16 protein-coding genes are annotated in these 15,712 nt (G+C 71.8%); 9 read left to right on the top strand and 7 right to left on the bottom strand.

The window, feature by feature from the left end; translation table 11 throughout:
- Positions 1-60: 60 nt before the first annotated feature.
- Positions 61-642, bottom strand: a complete 582-nt coding sequence (locus tag FED44_RS38135; protein WP_208759049.1) for an amidohydrolase family protein — start codon at positions 640-642, stop codon at positions 61-63.
- Positions 600-1,343, bottom strand: a complete 744-nt coding sequence (locus FED44_RS38130; RefSeq protein WP_208759048.1) for an amidohydrolase family protein — start codon at positions 1,341-1,343, stop codon at positions 600-602. Before FED44_RS38130 ends, FED44_RS38135 begins: the two co-directional genes overlap by 43 nt.
- A gap of 76 nt (positions 1,344-1,419) precedes the next feature.
- Here FED44_RS38130 and FED44_RS18980 point away from each other — a divergent pair, with 76 nt between their 5' ends.
- Positions 1,420-1,926 carry a MarR family winged helix-turn-helix transcriptional regulator gene (locus tag FED44_RS18980; RefSeq protein WP_117409821.1) on the top strand — a complete coding sequence of 169 codons (507 nt, stop codon included), beginning with the start codon at positions 1,420-1,422 and terminating at the stop codon, positions 1,924-1,926.
- A gap of 106 nt (positions 1,927-2,032) precedes the next feature.
- Here FED44_RS18980 and FED44_RS18975 read toward each other — a convergent pair whose 3' ends face one another.
- Positions 2,033-2,983 (bottom strand): SIS domain-containing protein, encoded by a 951-nt coding sequence (locus FED44_RS18975; RefSeq protein ID WP_138461465.1) that lies wholly within the window; start codon positions 2,981-2,983, stop codon positions 2,033-2,035.
- Between the two features lie 42 nt (positions 2,984-3,025).
- Positions 3,026-4,114 (bottom strand): hypothetical protein, encoded by a 1,089-nt coding sequence (locus tag FED44_RS18970; protein WP_138461464.1) that lies wholly within the window; start codon positions 4,112-4,114, stop codon positions 3,026-3,028.
- Positions 4,115-4,237: 123 nt separating this feature from the next.
- Here FED44_RS18970 and FED44_RS18965 point away from each other — a divergent pair, with 123 nt between their 5' ends.
- From FED44_RS18965 to FED44_RS18950, 4 genes are read left to right on the top strand one after another with little or no spacing between them, the layout of a single operon-like run.
- Positions 4,238-5,326 carry a polyamine ABC transporter substrate-binding protein gene (locus FED44_RS18965; RefSeq protein WP_138461463.1) on the top strand — a complete coding sequence of 363 codons (1,089 nt, stop codon included), beginning with the start codon at positions 4,238-4,240 and terminating at the stop codon, positions 5,324-5,326.
- A complete protein-coding gene (locus FED44_RS18960) occupies positions 5,323-6,189 on the top strand; it encodes an ABC transporter permease (RefSeq protein ID WP_138461462.1) in 867 nt (288 codons plus the stop codon). Before FED44_RS18965 ends, FED44_RS18960 begins: the two co-directional genes overlap by 4 nt.
- Complete coding sequence (locus FED44_RS18955) at positions 6,182-6,955, top strand: ABC transporter permease (RefSeq protein ID WP_208759047.1); 774 nt, start codon at positions 6,182-6,184, stop codon at positions 6,953-6,955. The genes FED44_RS18960 and FED44_RS18955 overlap by 8 nt, the downstream gene beginning before the upstream one ends.
- Positions 6,952-8,001, top strand: a complete 1,050-nt coding sequence (locus FED44_RS18950; protein ID WP_117409817.1) for an ABC transporter ATP-binding protein — start codon at positions 6,952-6,954, stop codon at positions 7,999-8,001. The genes FED44_RS18955 and FED44_RS18950 overlap by 4 nt, the downstream gene beginning before the upstream one ends.
- A gap of 11 nt (positions 8,002-8,012) precedes the next feature.
- On the opposite strand, the gene FED44_RS18945 is transcribed toward FED44_RS18950, so the two are convergent.
- Positions 8,013-8,630: a TetR/AcrR family transcriptional regulator gene (locus FED44_RS18945; RefSeq protein WP_117409816.1), complete on the bottom strand. Its 618-nt coding sequence runs from the start codon at positions 8,628-8,630 to the stop codon at positions 8,013-8,015.
- 117 nt (positions 8,631-8,747) lie between these two features.
- Between FED44_RS18945 and FED44_RS18940 the strand changes: the two genes are divergently transcribed.
- From FED44_RS18940 to FED44_RS18930, 3 genes are read left to right on the top strand one after another with little or no spacing between them, the layout of a single operon-like run.
- A complete protein-coding gene (locus tag FED44_RS18940) occupies positions 8,748-10,022 on the top strand; it encodes a glycosyltransferase (RefSeq protein ID WP_117409815.1) in 1,275 nt (424 codons plus the stop codon).
- Between the two features lie 43 nt (positions 10,023-10,065).
- On the top strand, positions 10,066-11,439 hold the full coding sequence (locus FED44_RS18935; protein WP_138461461.1) for an NAD(P)/FAD-dependent oxidoreductase: 1,374 nt from the start codon (positions 10,066-10,068) through the stop codon (positions 11,437-11,439).
- A gap of 10 nt (positions 11,440-11,449) precedes the next feature.
- Complete coding sequence (locus FED44_RS18930; protein WP_138461460.1) at positions 11,450-12,847, top strand: aldehyde dehydrogenase family protein; 1,398 nt, start codon at positions 11,450-11,452, stop codon at positions 12,845-12,847.
- 16 nt (positions 12,848-12,863) lie between these two features.
- Here FED44_RS18930 and FED44_RS18925 read toward each other — a convergent pair whose 3' ends face one another.
- Both FED44_RS18925 and FED44_RS18920 read right to left on the bottom strand, forming a co-directional pair.
- Complete coding sequence (locus FED44_RS18925) at positions 12,864-13,544, bottom strand: DNA alkylation repair protein (RefSeq protein WP_117409812.1); 681 nt, start codon at positions 13,542-13,544, stop codon at positions 12,864-12,866.
- Positions 13,541-14,221, bottom strand: a complete 681-nt coding sequence (locus FED44_RS18920) for a TetR/AcrR family transcriptional regulator (RefSeq protein ID WP_117409811.1) — start codon at positions 14,219-14,221, stop codon at positions 13,541-13,543. The genes FED44_RS18925 and FED44_RS18920 overlap by 4 nt, the downstream gene beginning before the upstream one ends.
- 87 nt (positions 14,222-14,308) lie before the next feature.
- Between FED44_RS18920 and FED44_RS18915 the strand changes: the two genes are divergently transcribed.
- On the top strand, positions 14,309-15,685 hold the full coding sequence (locus FED44_RS18915; protein ID WP_138461459.1) for an alkaline phosphatase D family protein: 1,377 nt from the start codon (positions 14,309-14,311) through the stop codon (positions 15,683-15,685).
- The last annotated feature ends 27 nt before the right edge of the window (positions 15,686-15,712 follow it).

The raw sequence follows: 15,712 nt of genomic DNA, 5'->3' as shown, positions 1-15,712 counted from the left end.
TTGAATCCGCCCTGACTCAAGGTCTCACCCGAAAGGGCGGTTGTCACCGGAGCAAAAAAGTCACCTCGTGGATGTAGTCCCGGCCCGCGCGGTCACCTGCCGGGCCGCGCGTATGGCGAGATTCCGGGCGCGGTCCACGTCCACGCCCACCAGCCGGCCCCCGCGCTTGACGACCCGCCCGGCGACCAGCACGGTGTCGACGGCGGCGGTGTCGGCCGCCGTGACGATCGCGGCCACCGGGTCGTGCACGGGTGCGAGGCCAGGGGCCGAGGCGTCCAGGATCACGATGTCGGCCTGCTTGCCGGGGCGCAGCGAGCCGGTCCTGCCGTCCATGCCCAGTGCGGCCGCGCCCTCGATCGTGGCCATGCGCAGCATGTCCGCCGCCGTGAGAGCGGGCGCGCCGGGGCGGGCGCGTCCGGTCGCGAACCCGGCGCGCATCACCGAGAACATGTCGCCGGGGACGTCGGTCACCGTGTCCACGCCGAGTCCCGTGGTGATCCCGAACGACCGCAGCCTGCCGGTCTCGGGGTGACCGTGCCCCATCTGGGACTCCACCGCCGGGGCCACCGAGGCCGTGCCGCCGCTGCCGGCGACCAGCTTCAGCGACTCGTCCGGAACGCCGTTGCAGTGCACGAACAGCACGTCCGGGCCGAGCAGGCCGCGTCGTGCAGCCGCTCGACCGGGCCCTCGCCGGTGGCGTGCAGACTGAGGCGCAGGCCGAGGTCGCGGGCGAGCGCCCAGTCGGCACGCGCCGCCTCCACCGAGCCGTAGACCGGCCCCCAGGCCGCGAAGGCGGGGGTGACCAAGCCGTCGTCGGACGGCAGGAGCGCCGAGCGGACCCGCCGCACCTCGTCCTCGAAGCGGTCGGCGTCGCCGGTCCCCCGATGGGCGTACCCGAAGACCGCCCGCACGCCGGACTCGCGCAACGCCTCGACGGCCGCGTCCGTGTGGTCAGGGGTGAGCTGGATGTGCGACCAGTCGTACACGGTGGTGACGCCGGCGTTGAGCGCCTCGATCGCGCCCCAGAGATTGGCGGCGTACACGTCCTCCGCGCGGAACGCCGGGGTGAGGACGCCGACGACCAGGTCGAGGTACGCGCCGAGCGTCGCGTCGGCCGCGATGCCGCGCAGCACGCTCTGCCACACATGGCGATGGGTGTCCACGAAGCCCGGCAGCACGATGCCGCCGGCGGCATCGATGATCTCGGTGTGCTCCCCCCGGTCGTCCGGACGCGGGCCGACCGAGACGATGACGCCGTCCCTGACGACCACGGCCGCGTCCGGCACGACGTGCGGATGCGGGTCGGTGTCCACGACGGTGCCGTTGACGATGATCGTTCTCACGGAAGTCCCTCTTTCAAGAATGCTTTTCAGAAAGCTTTATGAAAAGCTATCACCGTGAGGGATTAGGCTCAACCTCATGCGACAGCGGGACCGGGTCGACGAGATGATCGAGGGATGGCGGGCCGAACTGCCGGAGGCGGCCACCGTCCAGTTGGAGATCGTCAAGCGCGTCGGCAGGCTCAAGGCCCGCGTCGAGGAGGTCACGCAGGCGGTGCTCGCCCGCTACGGCCTGACGTACGCGGAGTTCGACGTGCTCGCCACACTCCGCCGGGCCGGCCGGCCGTACCGGCTCAAGCCGGGCAGGCTCGCCTCCCACCTGATGCTCACGACCGGGGGAACGAGCAACATCCTGCAGCGGCTGGCCGGCGCGGGGCTGGTGGAGCGGGAGCCCGATCCGGCCGACGGACGCAGCTCATGGGTCCGGCTGACTCCGCTCGGGGTCGAACGGGCCGAGGAGCTGTCGCTGGCCACGACCGAGGCGCACCGGGAACTGCTGGCGGACGTGCCGGAACCGGCCGCACGCGCCCTGGCCGACCTGCTCAGGGACGTCCTGCTCGCCTTGGGCGACCGCGCCCGGTCCTGACCGCCACTGCCGCCTCGCGGCGTTCCGGCTCGCCGGCAGGCGATGCCGGTCCGGTGGCCGCGGTCCCGGGCGGCGCGGGGCGGAGAGCCCGCGGCGCCGAGGATTGTCACGTGGTCGCGCGCCCCCAGAGCGCGGCGGCGACGAGTTCGGGTACCAGCGTCTCGGTGAGCAGGGCGACGCCCGGGTCGTCGTCGTGCCGGTACCGCACCGCCGCCGCCTGCCCCTCGGCCTCGCCGCCGACCGTGAGCACCCGCGACCCACGCTGTCTGATCCACTCCATCGCCTGGTCGTCGTACCGCGAGCCGGGGAACAGGACGGCCCGGTAGTCACAGGTCTTGGTGAGGTAGACGTCCACGTGCGCCCAGTCGCCCGTCTCGCACGCGTCGGCCTGGCGGCGCGGGCCCTCGCGGAACATCAGCGCCGACTGCTCGGCCGACGACAGCCGCTCGGCGGGGGCGATCGTGTAGACGCCGTGCGGCCCGTCGAGCAGCGCCACGGCGTCCGCGAGCCACTCCGGCCGCCGTTCCAGGAGGTCGGCGGTGGCCTCCACGGCCCGGCGTACGAGGCCCGCCACGGCCGTGGGGCCCTCGGCGAGCGTGAGCAGGAGGGCGAGCGTGTGCTGGAATGTCCGGCAGGCGACGCCGCCCCGCTCCTCGCCCGCGAGCATCGGCACCACCAGGTCGGCGCCCTCGGTCACCGGGGAGCCGGGCCGGTTGGTCAGCGCCACGACGAACGACCTGCCCGTGTGCCGGGCCAGGGCGTCGAGGGTCTCCCGGCTGCCGCCCGACGCCGAGACGACGACGGCGGCCGTCCGAGGGCCGGGCGGGGTGGCGAGCGCGGCGGAGGCGTACTCGGCGACCGCGTCCACCCCGGCCGCCCGCAGCCGCGCCGCCGCCACTCCCGCCGCGTAGCGGGAACTGCCCATACCGAGGAAGACGATCCGGTCGAACCGCCGAGCCAGCCCCTCGAACGGGTCGCCGGCGTCCAGCAGCCGGGCCAGCGCGGCCAGCGCGGCCGGTTTGGCCTCCAGGTCCTCCCCGAACAACGTCGAGTTCACCGGCTCCACCCTCTCTTCACGCGGGCCGCTCACACGGGCCGCTCATGCGAACCAGGACCGCAGCACGCCCATCGGGGCGTACCGCCAGCGCGGCAGGTGCCGGGCGGCGTAGATCAGCTCCCGGCACTCCTGCTCCACCTCGAACGGCCGCAGCAGTGACGCGTCGAGCAGGCCGGACCGTCCGGCTTCCGTCAGGGTCCGCGTGTAGGCCGTCCGAAGTCTCCGCCGCGAAGAGACGGCCCAGGCGGCCGTCGCGGCCGGGTCGGCGGACCTCCGCCTGACCGCCACCTGTCCGGCGTGGTCCACACTCGTGGTGAGCTGCGCGAGGTCGCGGGCGGCCGGCTGGTACGGATCGGCGCCCGCCACGGTCGGGTTGCCGTCGAAGTCGACCACCGCGTAGCCGTCCCGCCACCGCAGGATCTGCCCCACGTGCAGGTCGCCGTGGATGCGGATCAGCGGTGTGGCGGCGAGCGACGCGAGGGGCTCCAGTTCGCGCCGCAGAGCCTCGGCCCGTTCCGCCAGCCACGCGCCGTCCTCGCCGTCCGTCAGCGTCAGCGCCTCGCGCAGCGCCTCCTCGGCCCGCTCACGCCACACACCGGTGCCGGACGGCGACAGCCGTACGGGGTCGGGGAAGACCGCGGACGGGGCGGCCATCGCGAGGTGCAGTTCGGCGGCGAGGGAGCCGATCTCGGCGGCGAAGTCCGTGCCGCCCGCCTCGGCCTCGTCGACGCACCACTCCCAGCCGTCCCGCGCCTCCGGCAGGTACGCGGTCACCAGGGCGACCAGCGCGTCCTCCCAGTAGACCGCGGCGTACGGCGTGGCCGTACGGGCGAAACCGGTCAGATGGGCGAGCAGGGCGGGCGCCGGGTGCGGGGCCCGCGAGGGCCGGGGGAACCACTTGACCACCACGGTCTCGCCCGCGATCACCGAGTGGTTGGTCTGGTCCACCGTGATCGGCCGCTCCCCGGGCGGCACCGGCGGCAGTGGCAGCAGCGCGCGCACCGAGAAGGGCGGCGGAGCGGCCCCCCGCGCCAGGTCGCGCACAACGCGCTCGGTGACGCCGTCGCCCGCCTCCAGCGCGAGGACGCCGTCCGGCCCCTCGGTCACCCGAGGCCAGCGGGACCCTTCCACTCGATCTCCTGAACATGGATTCAATACGGAAACAAAAGCTGAGGTAGACGTAATTATCAAAGTCTTGTCTATGTTGAGCTGTCCTGCAACACTGGCCGCCATCCTCACGCAAGGGAGCTCCCCATGACTCGTCGCGTGCCCGTCGTGGCCTCCGCCTGCCTGGCGTTCGCTCTGACCGCCTGCGGCGGAGGTTCGCCGGCCGACTCCGCGCCCGCGGCCCTCGACGCCAAGGCGGACCTGTCCAAGCAGAGCCTGACGATCTCGATCTGGGACGGTTACAGCCCGAAGGACCTTCCGGAGCGGGTGAAGGCCAAGCTCGGGTTCGACACCAAGGTCGCCATCCACGACACGAACGAGACGATCGTGGCCAAGCTGACCGCCGGCGGCGACAGCGGCATCGACGTGGCGTTCGTGTCCGGTCAATACGCGCAGGCGCTCAACGCGCAGGGCCTGCTGGAGCCCATCCACCGCGAGCTGATCCCGAACCTGAAGAACCTCTACCCCGAGGCGTCGCAGCTCGCCTACGACAAGGGCAACGCCTACTCCGTCCCGTACACCTGGGGCACCACCGGGCTGTGCTATCGCAGCGATCTGGTGAAGACCCCGCCGACGAGCTGGAACGACCTGCTCGACCCGGCCCCCGAGCTGAAGAAGAAGATCACGATGATGACCACCGAGCGGTGGCTGGCGCTGCCCGCGCTCAAGCTGCTCGGCGCCTCGGTCAACACCGCCGACCAGTCGGTGCTCGACAAGGCCAAGGCGATGCTGCTGAAGGTCAAGCCCGACCTGCTGGCCTACGACGACACCACGTTCGGCGACCGGCTCAAGTCCGGCGAGGCCGTGATGGTCGAGGCGTGGGACGGCTGGTGCCCGACGTCGGAGAAGAACATCGAGTTCGTGGTGCCGAAGGAGGGCAGCGACCTCTGGGCGGACACGATGGTGATCCTCAAGAGCTCCAGGAACAAGGAGGCGGCGCACGCCTTCGTCAACTACATCCTCGACCCCGAGGTGCACGGCTGGGTGCCCGCGAACATCCTCTACAGGATCCCCAACAAGGCGGCCATGGACAAGGTCGACCCGAAGCTGCTCGAGAGCTACCCGACGCTGGCGGAGCCGCCGTCCGAGCTGCTCAAGGGTGAGAGCCTGGTCGACCTCGGCGAGGCGTCCACCGCGTACACGCGCCTGTCCACCGAGGTCTCGGCGGCGCAATGACGGCCCGACAGCCCGTCCGCGTGCTCGGGAAGGCGTCCGGCCGTCTCGCGACGATGGGGCCCGGGTTCGGCTTCCTGACCGTCTTCCTGCTGGTCCCGCTGGCGCTGGTGCTGAGCTACACCGTGTTCCGGCGGGGCCGGTTCGGGGGAGTGGTCCACGAGCCGACCGGGGAGAACTTCGCCCGCCTCGCCGACCCGCTCTACCTCGAGGTGGTGGCCGGGTCGGTGAAGCTCGCGGCGATCACGACGCTGCTCGCCCTGTTGCTCGGCTACCCCACGGCGTACCTGATCGCGAGGCTGCCCGCCCGGTGGAAGGTGATCGCCCTGGTGGCGGTCGTGCTGCCGTTCTGGACGAACTTCCTCATCCGCACGTACGCCTGGATCGTGCTGCTCAACTCCGAGGGGCCCGTGAACTCCGGTCTGAAGGCTCTCGGGCTGGGACCGGTGGAACTGCTCTACACGGACGGCGCCATCGTCGCCGGGCTGCTCTACGCCTACCTTCCGCTGATGATCCTCCCGCTGTATTCGGCCGTGGAGCGGCTGGACCCGGAGCTGCGGGAGGCCTCGGCGAACCTCGGGGCCCGGCCGGCCAGGACGTTCTGGTCGGTCACGCTCCCGCTGTCGCTGCCCGGCGTGCTGACCGGATGCGTGTTCGTGTTCGTGCCGAGCCTGGGCAACTTCGTGATCCCGGAGCTGCTCGGCGGCGGGCGCCGGATCATGGTCGGCAACCTCATCCGCGACCAGTTCCTCAAGGCCCGCGACTGGCCGTTCGGGTCGGTGCTCGCGCTGGCCGTCGTCGCCGTGCTCGTGCTGCTGCTGTTCGCCCAGGCGTGGGCCGCGCGGAGGGCGGGGCGGGGTGCGTAAACACGGCTGGCTCCGGCTGCCCTTCTGGCTGACCTATCTCTTCCTGTACGCGCCGATCGTCGTGCTCGTCATGATGTCGTTCAACCGGAACAGGTCGCCCTACACGTGGGGAGGCCTGTCCCTCGACTGGTACGGCAGGCTGGCGGGCAACGCCTCGATCCGCACCGGGCTGGTCAACACGCTGATCGTCGCCCTCGGGTCGACGGCGCTGTCCACGGTGCTCGGCACGCTCCTCGCCGTCGGGCTGGCCCGCCACACCCGCTCGCGGCTGCTCGACGCCCTCTCGACGCTGCCCGCGATCCTGCCCGACCTCGTCATCGCGATCGGACTCCTGGCGTTCTACTCCGCGATCAAGCTGACGCTCGGGCTGCACTCCGTGCTGATCGCGCACACCGTCTTCGGCATGGCCTTCGTCGCGGCCGTCGTCCGGGCCAGGCTCGGCGGAATGGACACGTCGCTGGAGGAGGCGTCCCGAGACCTCGGCGCGGCCCCGCTGACGACGTTCGTGAGGATCACGCTGCCCACGCTCGCCCCGGGCATCGTCGCGGGCGCGCTGCTCGCCTTCACGCTCTCGCTGGACGAGTTCGTGATCGCGTTCTTCACCGCGGCTCCGTCGGAGCCGACGCTGCCGATCGTCATCTACTCCATGGTGAGGTTCGGCGTGACCCCCGAGATCAACGCGCTGGCGACGCTGCTGCTCGCGGTGAGCTTCACCGTCGTGATCGTCGCGCAGCGCCTGACCAGGCTGACCGAGGCACTGAAATGACTCTCATCTCCATCGACGGCGTGAGCCGCCGGTTCGGCGAGGTGACCGCGCTCGACTCGGTCAGCCTCGACATCCGGCAGGGCGAGTTCTTCGCCCTGCTGGGGCCCTCCGGCTGCGGCAAGACCACCCTGCTGCGGATCCTCGCCGGGTTCGAACAGCCCGACATCGGCTCGGTGCGCCTCGACGGGGCCGACCTGCTCGCGATTCCCGCGCACCGCCGCCCGGTCAACCTCATGTTCCAGTCGTACGCCCTGTTTCCGCACATGAGCGTGGAGAAGAACGTGGCGTACGGCCTGGAGCGGGAGCGGCTGCCCCGTGCGGAGATCCGGGAGCGGGTCGCCGCGGTGCTGGAGACCGTCGGCCTGGCCGCGCAGGCCCGGCGCAGGCCGCACGAGCTGTCGGGCGGGCAGCGCCAGAGGGTCGCCCTGGCCAGGGCCGTCGTCAAGCGTCCCCGGCTGCTGCTGCTCGACGAGCCGCTGAGCGCGCTGGACAAGAAGGTCAGGTCGGAGATGCAGCTCGAACTCAAGCGGCTGCAGCACGAGGTCGGCATCACGTTCGTCGTGGTCACCCACGACCAGGAGGAGGCCATGTCGCTCGCCGACCGGATCGCGGTGCTGAACGGCGGCCGGGTCGAGCAGGTGGACACCCCCGTGGACCTCTACGAACGGCCGCGCACGCCGTTCGTGGCCGGCTTCATCGGGGCGAGCAACCTGTTCACCGGCAGGGCGACCGGCAAGGGGCTGGACGTGGACGGGCTGGGCGTGCTGCCCGCGCCCGCGGGGCCTGTGGAGGGCGGGACGGCGATGCTCGCCGTACGGCCGGAACGGATCCGCCTCGGCCCGGTCACGGACGGCCGGGGCGCGCTGCGGGGCAGGGTCGTCGACGTCAGCTTCTACGGAGGCGTCTCCCATGTGGCGTTGAGCGTGGCGGGCCACGACCGCACCGTGCTCGCGGCCACGCAGGGGCGGGCCAGGGTGGAGGCCGGCGCCGAGGTCGCCCTCTCGTGGGACGCCGACGACGGCGCGCTCGTCCCCCTGACCCCGTGAGGCCGCCGGGGTCAGGGGCCGTCGGCGGGCCTGAGCGGGTTGCCCGTGGCCAGGCGGGCGTAGTCGAGGATCAGCTCGACGGCCCTGTCCGGGTCGATCGAGTGGTGCCGGGCGATGACGCGGTAGCCGTACGCGTCCTCCAGGGCGACGAGGTTGCGGGCGATGGTCTCGGAGTCGTGCGCCAGCGTGAAGACGCCGTGGGCGGCGCCCGTCTCCAGGACCGTCTGGTACATCGACACCTGCCGGTCGAACAGGGTGGTCAGCAGCGTCGCGTAGACACGGTTGCGGCCGGCGGCGCCGCCGAGCTCGCACAGCAGGCGCACACCCGCGTCGTCCGGGCCGTCGGGCAGGCCGGAGCGGATCGTGATGATGAGCTTCTCGGCCGGGTCGGAGACGCCGCCGATCTTCTTCATCCGCCGCTCGTAGAAGCGCTCCATGCCGGCGTGATGGGCCTCGATCAGCAGCTCGCGCAGGTCGGGGTAGTGGTAGAGCACCGCGCCGGAGGTGAGCCCCGCCTCCTCGGCGATCTGGTTGAGGTGGACCCCCTCGGCACCGTGCTGGATCATCGCCCGGTGGGCCGCGTCGATGAGGTCGAGACGCCGGTCCGCTTTGCTCTTGCGCTGTGCCATCCCACCCCTGCCATTGCATCCACATTCAATCGGGCGCCACGATACCGCTCCAACCCTTGACGGGTGTAGTGAGTCGGTATTTGAATCTCGATTCAACTAGCTGCAGAGGAGCCTCGAATGACGGCCACGCCCTTGACGATCCTGTTCATGCCGGAGAGCGCCTACGGGCCGACGAACAACTGCGTCGGGATCGGCGACGTCCTGCGCCGCCGTGGCCACCGCGTGGTGTTCGCCGCCGAGGCGTCGTGGAAGGGCAAGCTGGAGGCGCTGGGCTTCGAGGAGGACCTCGTCGACCTGGCACCGCCCGCGGAGGAGGAGCAGGATCCGGGCCAGTTCTGGAAGGACTTCATCCGCGACACGGCGCCCGAGTACCGCAAGAGCACGGCCGAGCAGCTGGAGACCGTGACCAAGCCGATCTGGGACGCGCTCGTCGACGGCGCCAGATACTGCGAGCCGCAGCTCAAGGCCATCATCGAGCGGGTGCGGCCGGACGTGATCGTCGAGGACAACGTGGTGGCCTTCCCCGCCCTGGTGACGGCGGGCGTCCCGTTCGTACGGATCGTGTCGTGCAACCCGCTGGAGGTGAAGGGCCCCGGCGTGGCCCCGCCCTTCTCGGGCCTGCCCGCCGACGGGACGGGCTGGGCGGAGTTCCGGGCCGAGTACGACCGGACCCACCGTGAGGTGTGGGAGTCGTTCAACGAGTGGGTGGTCGCGCAGGGCGCCCCGCCGCTGCCGGACCTGGAGTTCATCCACGAGGGCGACGCGAACCTGTACGTGTACCCCGAGATCGCGGACTACGTGGCCGACCGGCCGCTGGGCGGATCCTGGACCCGGCTGGACTCGTCGGTGCGGGAGACCGACGATGACTTCACACTCCCGGACATCCCGGGCGAGGGCTCGCTGATCTACTTCTCGCTGGGGTCGCTCGGCTCGGCCGACGTCGAGCTGATGCGCCGCGTGATCTCGGTGCTGGCCCGCACGCCGCACCGGTACATCGTCTCCAAGGGCCCGCTGCACGAGGAGATCGAGCTGGCTCCCAACATGTGGGGGGCCGAGTTCGTCCCGCAGACGAAGATCATCCCGCTGGTCGACCTGGTGATCACGCATGGCGGCAACAACACGACGACCGAGGCGTTCCACTTCGGCAAGCCCATGATCGTGATGCCGCTGTTCTGGGACCAGTACGACAACGCCCAGCGCGTGCACGAGACCGGGTACGGCGTCCGCCTGGACACCTACCGCTTCACCGACGACGAACTGATCGGGGCCATCGGCGAACTGCTGGGCGACCAGGCCCTGCGGGACCGGCTCGCCGCGGCAGGCGAGGAGATCCGCCGCCGGGACGGCCTGCGGGTGGCCGCGGACGTCATCGAGAACGTCGCGGCGAAGTGAGCCGTCCGGTGAGCGGTGGGACCATCGACATCGAGGACGCCGCGTGATCGAGGACGCCGCTCCCCGGGTCTTCTGGACCGACCGGCCCGGGGCGCCCGGCCCCTACGAGCCGCTGCACGGCCGTACGACGGCGGACCTGCTGGTCGTCGGCGGCGGATTCACCGGCCTGTGGGCAGCCGTGCTGGCCAAGCAGGAGAACCCCGCCTGCGACGTCGTCCTCGTGGAGGCCCGCTCCGTCGCGTACGGCGCGAGCGGCCGCAACGGCGGGTTCGTCGCCGACTCCCTGACCCACGGCATCGGCCACGGGGCGCGGCTGTGGCCGGCGGAGAACGCGGCGCTGCTCGCGCTCGGCCGGGCGAACCTCGCGGCCATCGCCCGCTTCGTCGACGACCACGGCATCGACGCCGACCTCCGCCTGGTCGGCAAGACCACGGTCGCGGTCGCGCCCCACCAGGTGGAGGAGCTGAGGCGGGCCGAGAAGCTGCACCGCGAGCACGGCGAGGACGCGGTGTTCCTCGGCCGTGACGAGATGCGCGCGGACGTCGACTCGCCCACCTACCTCGCGGGGCTCCGCCTGCGCGGCACGGGCGGCCTCCTCGACCCCGCCGGCCTCGCGTGGGGACTGGCCCGCGTCGCGGCCCGGCTCGGCGTCCGTGTCCACGAGGGCACCGAGGTCACCGCGCTGACCCGGACGCGGACCGGCGTGGAGGCCAGGACGGGAGGCCGGGCGGTGGTGCACGCCGGGCAGGTGCTGCTGGCCACCAACGCCTTCCCCTCACCCCTGCGCAGGCTGGGCCTGTTCATGCTGCCCGTCTGGGACTACGTGCTCGTCACCGAGCCGCTGTCGGCCGAGCAGCGGGCGTCGATCCGGTGGCCGGAGGGTCAAGGCCTGACCGACGCGGGCAACCAGTTCCACTACTACCGACTCACCCGGGACGACCGCGTCCTGTGGGGCGGGTACGACGCGATCTACAACTTCGGCGGCGGGGGATCGGAGCAGCGCGACGCCTCGCACGAGCGGCTCGCGCGGCACTTCTTCGCGACGTTCCCGCAGCTGCGCGGCCTGCGCTTCACGCACAGGTGGGGCGGCGTGATCGACTCGACCAGCCGGTTCACCCCGTTCTTCGGCACGGCCATGGGCGGGCGGCTGGCCTACGCCCTCGGATACACCGGCCTCGGCGTCGGCGCGTCCAGGTTCGGCGCGCTGGTCGGCCTCGACCTGCTGGCCGGGCGGTCCACCGCGCGGACGAGGCCGCGCATGGTCCGCCGCCACCCGGTGCCGTTCCCGCCGGAGCCGCTGCGCTGGCCGGTGGTGGAGCTCACCCGCCGCGCACTGGCCCGCGCCGACGACAACGAGGGCCGCCGGGGCCCCTGGCTGCGGGTGCTCGACCACCTCGGCATCGGCTTCGACAGTTGAGGAGGACCTCATGACGAAATTGATCAATCCCGCCGACGGCCAGGTCATCGAGGACGTGCCCGACACCCCGCTCGACGGCGTGACACGGGCCGTACGCGCGGCCCGGGAGGCCTTCGAACAGTGGCGCGAGACGACGCCGGGTGAGCGTGCGCTGGTGCTGCTGCGACTCGCGGACCTCGTCGAGCGGGACGCCGGGGAGCTGACCCGGCTGGAGGTCGAGGAGACCGGCAAGCCCGCCGCCGTGTTCCGGGACGGCGAGCTGCCGTTCGCCGTCGACAACCTCCGGTTCTTCGCCGGCGCGGCCAGGTCCCTCGACGGCACGGGCGCGGGCGTGTTCAGCGCGGGATACACGTCCGTGCTGATCAAACGGCCGATCGGGGTGGTGGGCGCGATCGCGCCGTGGAACTTCCCGTTCATCATGGCGGTCTGGAAGATCGGCCCGGCCGTCGCCGCGGGGAACGCCGTCGTGATCAAACCGGCGCCCCGGACGCCCCGCGCCACGCTGCGGCTCGCCGAGCTGTTCACCGAGGCCGGGGCCCCGGAGGGCCTCGTGCGGGTGGTGACCGGCGGCGCCGAGGTGGGGCGGGCCCTGGTGACCGATCCCGGCGTGGACATGGTCAGCGTCACCGGGTCCACCGCGACCGGCCGCGAGGTCATGCGCGGAGCGGTGGACGGCCTCAAGCGGGTCCATCTGGAGCTGGGCGGCAAGGCGCCCGCGCTGGTGTTCGGCGACGCCTCGCTGGAGGACATGGCGGCCGGGGTCGTCATGGGCGCCACCTACAACACCGGCCAGGACTGCACGGCCGCGACCAGGGTGTACGTCGAGAGGTCGCGGTACGCCGAGGCGGTCGAGGCGCTGCGGGAGACCGTCGCCCGCGTCCGGCCGGGCGACCCCTGGGCGGCCGACGCCGACATCGGCCCGCTGATCAGCGCCGAGCACCGCGAGCGGGTCCACGGCTTCGTGACCAGGGCGTCAGGCCGCGTCGTCCACGGAGGCGGCCCGATCGACGGCCCCGGTTTCCACTACACGCCCACGCTGATCGCCGACGCCGACCCGGAGAGCGAGATCGTGCGGAGCGAGGTCTTCGGCCCGGTGCTGGTGGCGATGCCTTTCGACGGCGAGGACGAGGCGGTGCGGCTCGCCAACGCCACGCCGTACGGGCTGGCGTCGTCGGTGTGGTCCACGGACGTGGCCCGCGCGCTGCGCGTCTCCCACCGCCTGGACGTGGGCGTGACGTGGGTGAACGACCACCTGCCCATCGCCTCGGAGGCCCCGCACGGCGGCGTCAAGGGCAGCGGGTTCGGCAAGGACATGAGTCAGGAGGCCGTGCTGGAGTATTCGGTCACCCGGCACCTCATGATCAAGCACGCGGCCCCGGATGCGCGCGACTCCTTCCGTCCGGCCTGAGCGGCCCCCCGGCGGCCTACGCGCCGGGGAGGTTCCGCAGCGCCTCGCGGCGGCTCAGCCCGCTGAGGCCACGGTGCTTCACGTAGCGGAGCACCTCCTGCGGGTTGGTCCTCGCGTACTCGCGCAGCGCCCAGCCGATGGCCTTGCGGGCGAAGAAGTCGGTGTCCGACAGGCTCGGCTCGATGCATGCGTAGAGCAGGTGGACGTCGGTGCCGTCCTTGAAGGAGTTCTGGCACAGGATGGCGGCGCGCCGTTTCCACAGGTCGGCGTCGTGCGCCCACTCCAGCACCAGGCGGCGCATGCTCTCCGGGTACAACCGCAGCAGCGTGCCGATCCGGTGGATGGCGATGTCGTCGACGAAGTCCCACCAGGCCCCGGTGACGATCATCTCCTCGTACATCGGGATCGTGTACAGCGTCTGCCAGGACCGGTAGAACCGGTGCGCGGACAGTTCGATCGCGGCGTAGCGCTCCTCGCGGTACTCGGCGTCGCGCCACAACGCCAGCACCGCCCTGCGCCACTCGGGCGCGCTGTCGAGCCGGTGCTCGGTGAAGAGCCGGCGCAGCAGGGCCCGCCGCGGCACGGCCGTGACCCCGAGGAACGGCATCTCCGACTTCATGTACGCCCGCATGGACAGGGCGCGCGCGGGGTCGGCGGCCTCCGTCAGCGCGAGGCGTACCGCCTTGTGCAGTGTCATGACGGCCGGCTCGCCCGCTCGCCGGTCGCAAGACCGTCGAACAGGAGCTTGACGAAGTGGTCGGCGAGGTGGTCGGTGTCGAGCCTGCCGCCGGGGCGGAACCAGCGCACGGTCACCCAGATGGTGTCGCGGATCATCCGGTAGGTCAGCTTGGGGTCGACGTCGTCGCGGAACTGGCCGGCGGCCTGACCGGCCCTGATCTGCTCCACCCACATGCGCTCCACCTCGTCCTCGGCGCGCAGCAGGTAGTCGAACCGGTCGCCGGGCAGCGAGCGCAGGTAGTTCCAGTCGTTCTGCATGACGGTGATGGCCGCCCGGTGCGGCTCCAGGGTGCCGAAGCCGATGCGGACCATCTCCGCCAGGACCGAGTGGGGATCGCCGCGGCGTTCCAGCACGGCCCGGTAACGGGTGATCAGATCGTCCAGGAAGGTGCGCAGCACCTCGTCGACGATCGTCTCCTTGGAGTCGAAGTGGTGGTAGAGGCTGCCGGAGAGGATGCCCGCCTCCAGCGCGATCTCCCGTACCGTGGTGGCCTGGAAGCCCTTGCGTGCGAACAACTCGGCGGCGAGTCTCACGAGGTGCTCGCGTCGTTCCGACGCCGGCCCGGCCACGCCGCGCCTCGCCCTGACCGGCACGGCCGTGCCGCCGGAGTCCTTACGCTGGTTCACGGCTCCCATTATGGCCGTCGAGCAAGGGCTTGTTCGCAACTCTCGCCGTACGTGACCTCCCGGCATGACCGCCGCCGGTACGGCAGGATCGGGCACATGGCGAAATTGCAGTATCCGTTCACCTTGGGGGTGGCGTCGGGCGAGCCCTTATCCGACGGACTGATCCTCTGGACCCGGCTGGCTCCCGAGCCGCTGCATCCGGCGCGGCCCGGCGGCATGCCGGACAAGGCGGTGACCGTGCGGTGGGAGATCGCCGAGGACGAGGCGTTCCGGAAGATCGTGCAGTCCGGCACCACGCCCGCGCAGCCCGACTGGGCGCACAGCGTGCACGTGCGGGTGGCCGGGCTGCGGCCCGGGGCCGACTACTTCTACCGGTTCTCCGCCGAGGGCCACGTGAGCCGCGTGGGCCGCACCAGGACCGCCCCCGCCGCGGGTTCGACCGGCCCCGTCCGCTTCTGCTTCGTCTCCTGCCAGCGTTACGAGCACGGTCACTTCACCGCGCTGCGCCATCTCGCCGCCGAACGGCCCGATCTGGTCCTCCACCTCGGCGACTACATCTACGAGTACGGCAAGCCGAAGAACCCCGGGCCCGGCCGCTGGGTGCGCCCGCTGGAGTCGGCGGCCGAGTGCACCACGCTCGCCGGGTACCGCAACCGCTACGCCCGCTACAAGCTGGACCCCGACCTGCAGGCCGCGCACGCCGCCGCGCCGTGGCTCGCGATCCCCGACGACCACGAGGTCCGGGACAACTGGGCGGGCGCGCTGCCGGGTGACGGAAGCGCCTCCGCCGCCTTCCTCAAGCGCCGGGCCGCCGCCTTCAAGGCGTACTACGAGCACCAGCCGCTGCGGGTGCGCCCGTCCGGCGCGAGCCTGCAGAACCACCGCTGGCGGCCGTACGGGCGGGTGGCCGACTTCCTGCTCGCCGACACCCGGCAGTACCGCCAGGGACGCGACATGCTCGGCCCCGAGCAGGAGAAGTGGCTGCTGGAACGGCTGCGCGGCTCGACGGCCCGCTGGAAGGTGCTGGCGCAGGCGGTGTTCTTCTCCCAGCGCAGGTTCCCGCTCGAACCCGTCAGCGCCGACGCGTGGGACGGCTACCCCGACTCCCGCGCCCGCGTGCTCGCCGCCGCCCCGGACGGGCTGGTCGTGCTGAGCGGCGACGTGCACAGCGCGTACGCCTGCGACGTGCGCGTGGACTGGGCGGACCCGGCCTCCCGCGCGCTCGGCGCCGAGTTCGTCGGCCCCTCGGTGACGAGCATGCCGGGCATCACGGACGCGAGCAAGATCCTCGACATCAACCCCCACATCGCCTTCTTCGACAGCCGGCACGGGTACGTGTCCTGCACGGCGGACATGACCGGTTTCCGGGCCGACTACCGGGCGGTCGACTTCGTAAACCGGCCCGGCGCCCCGCTGACCACGATCGCGGGCTTCGAGGTGAGGGAGAACCGGCTGCACCGCACCGATCTCTGAGCCGCCGGGCACGTCCCGGGGCTGGCA

The organism is Microbispora triticiradicis (assembly GCF_005864065.1).
GTDB classification, from domain to species: Bacteria; Actinomycetota; Actinomycetes; order Streptosporangiales; family Streptosporangiaceae; genus Microbispora; species Microbispora triticiradicis.
The sequence above is the reverse complement of the archived record's forward strand: the minus strand, read 5'-3'. Positions and strand labels throughout refer to the sequence as shown.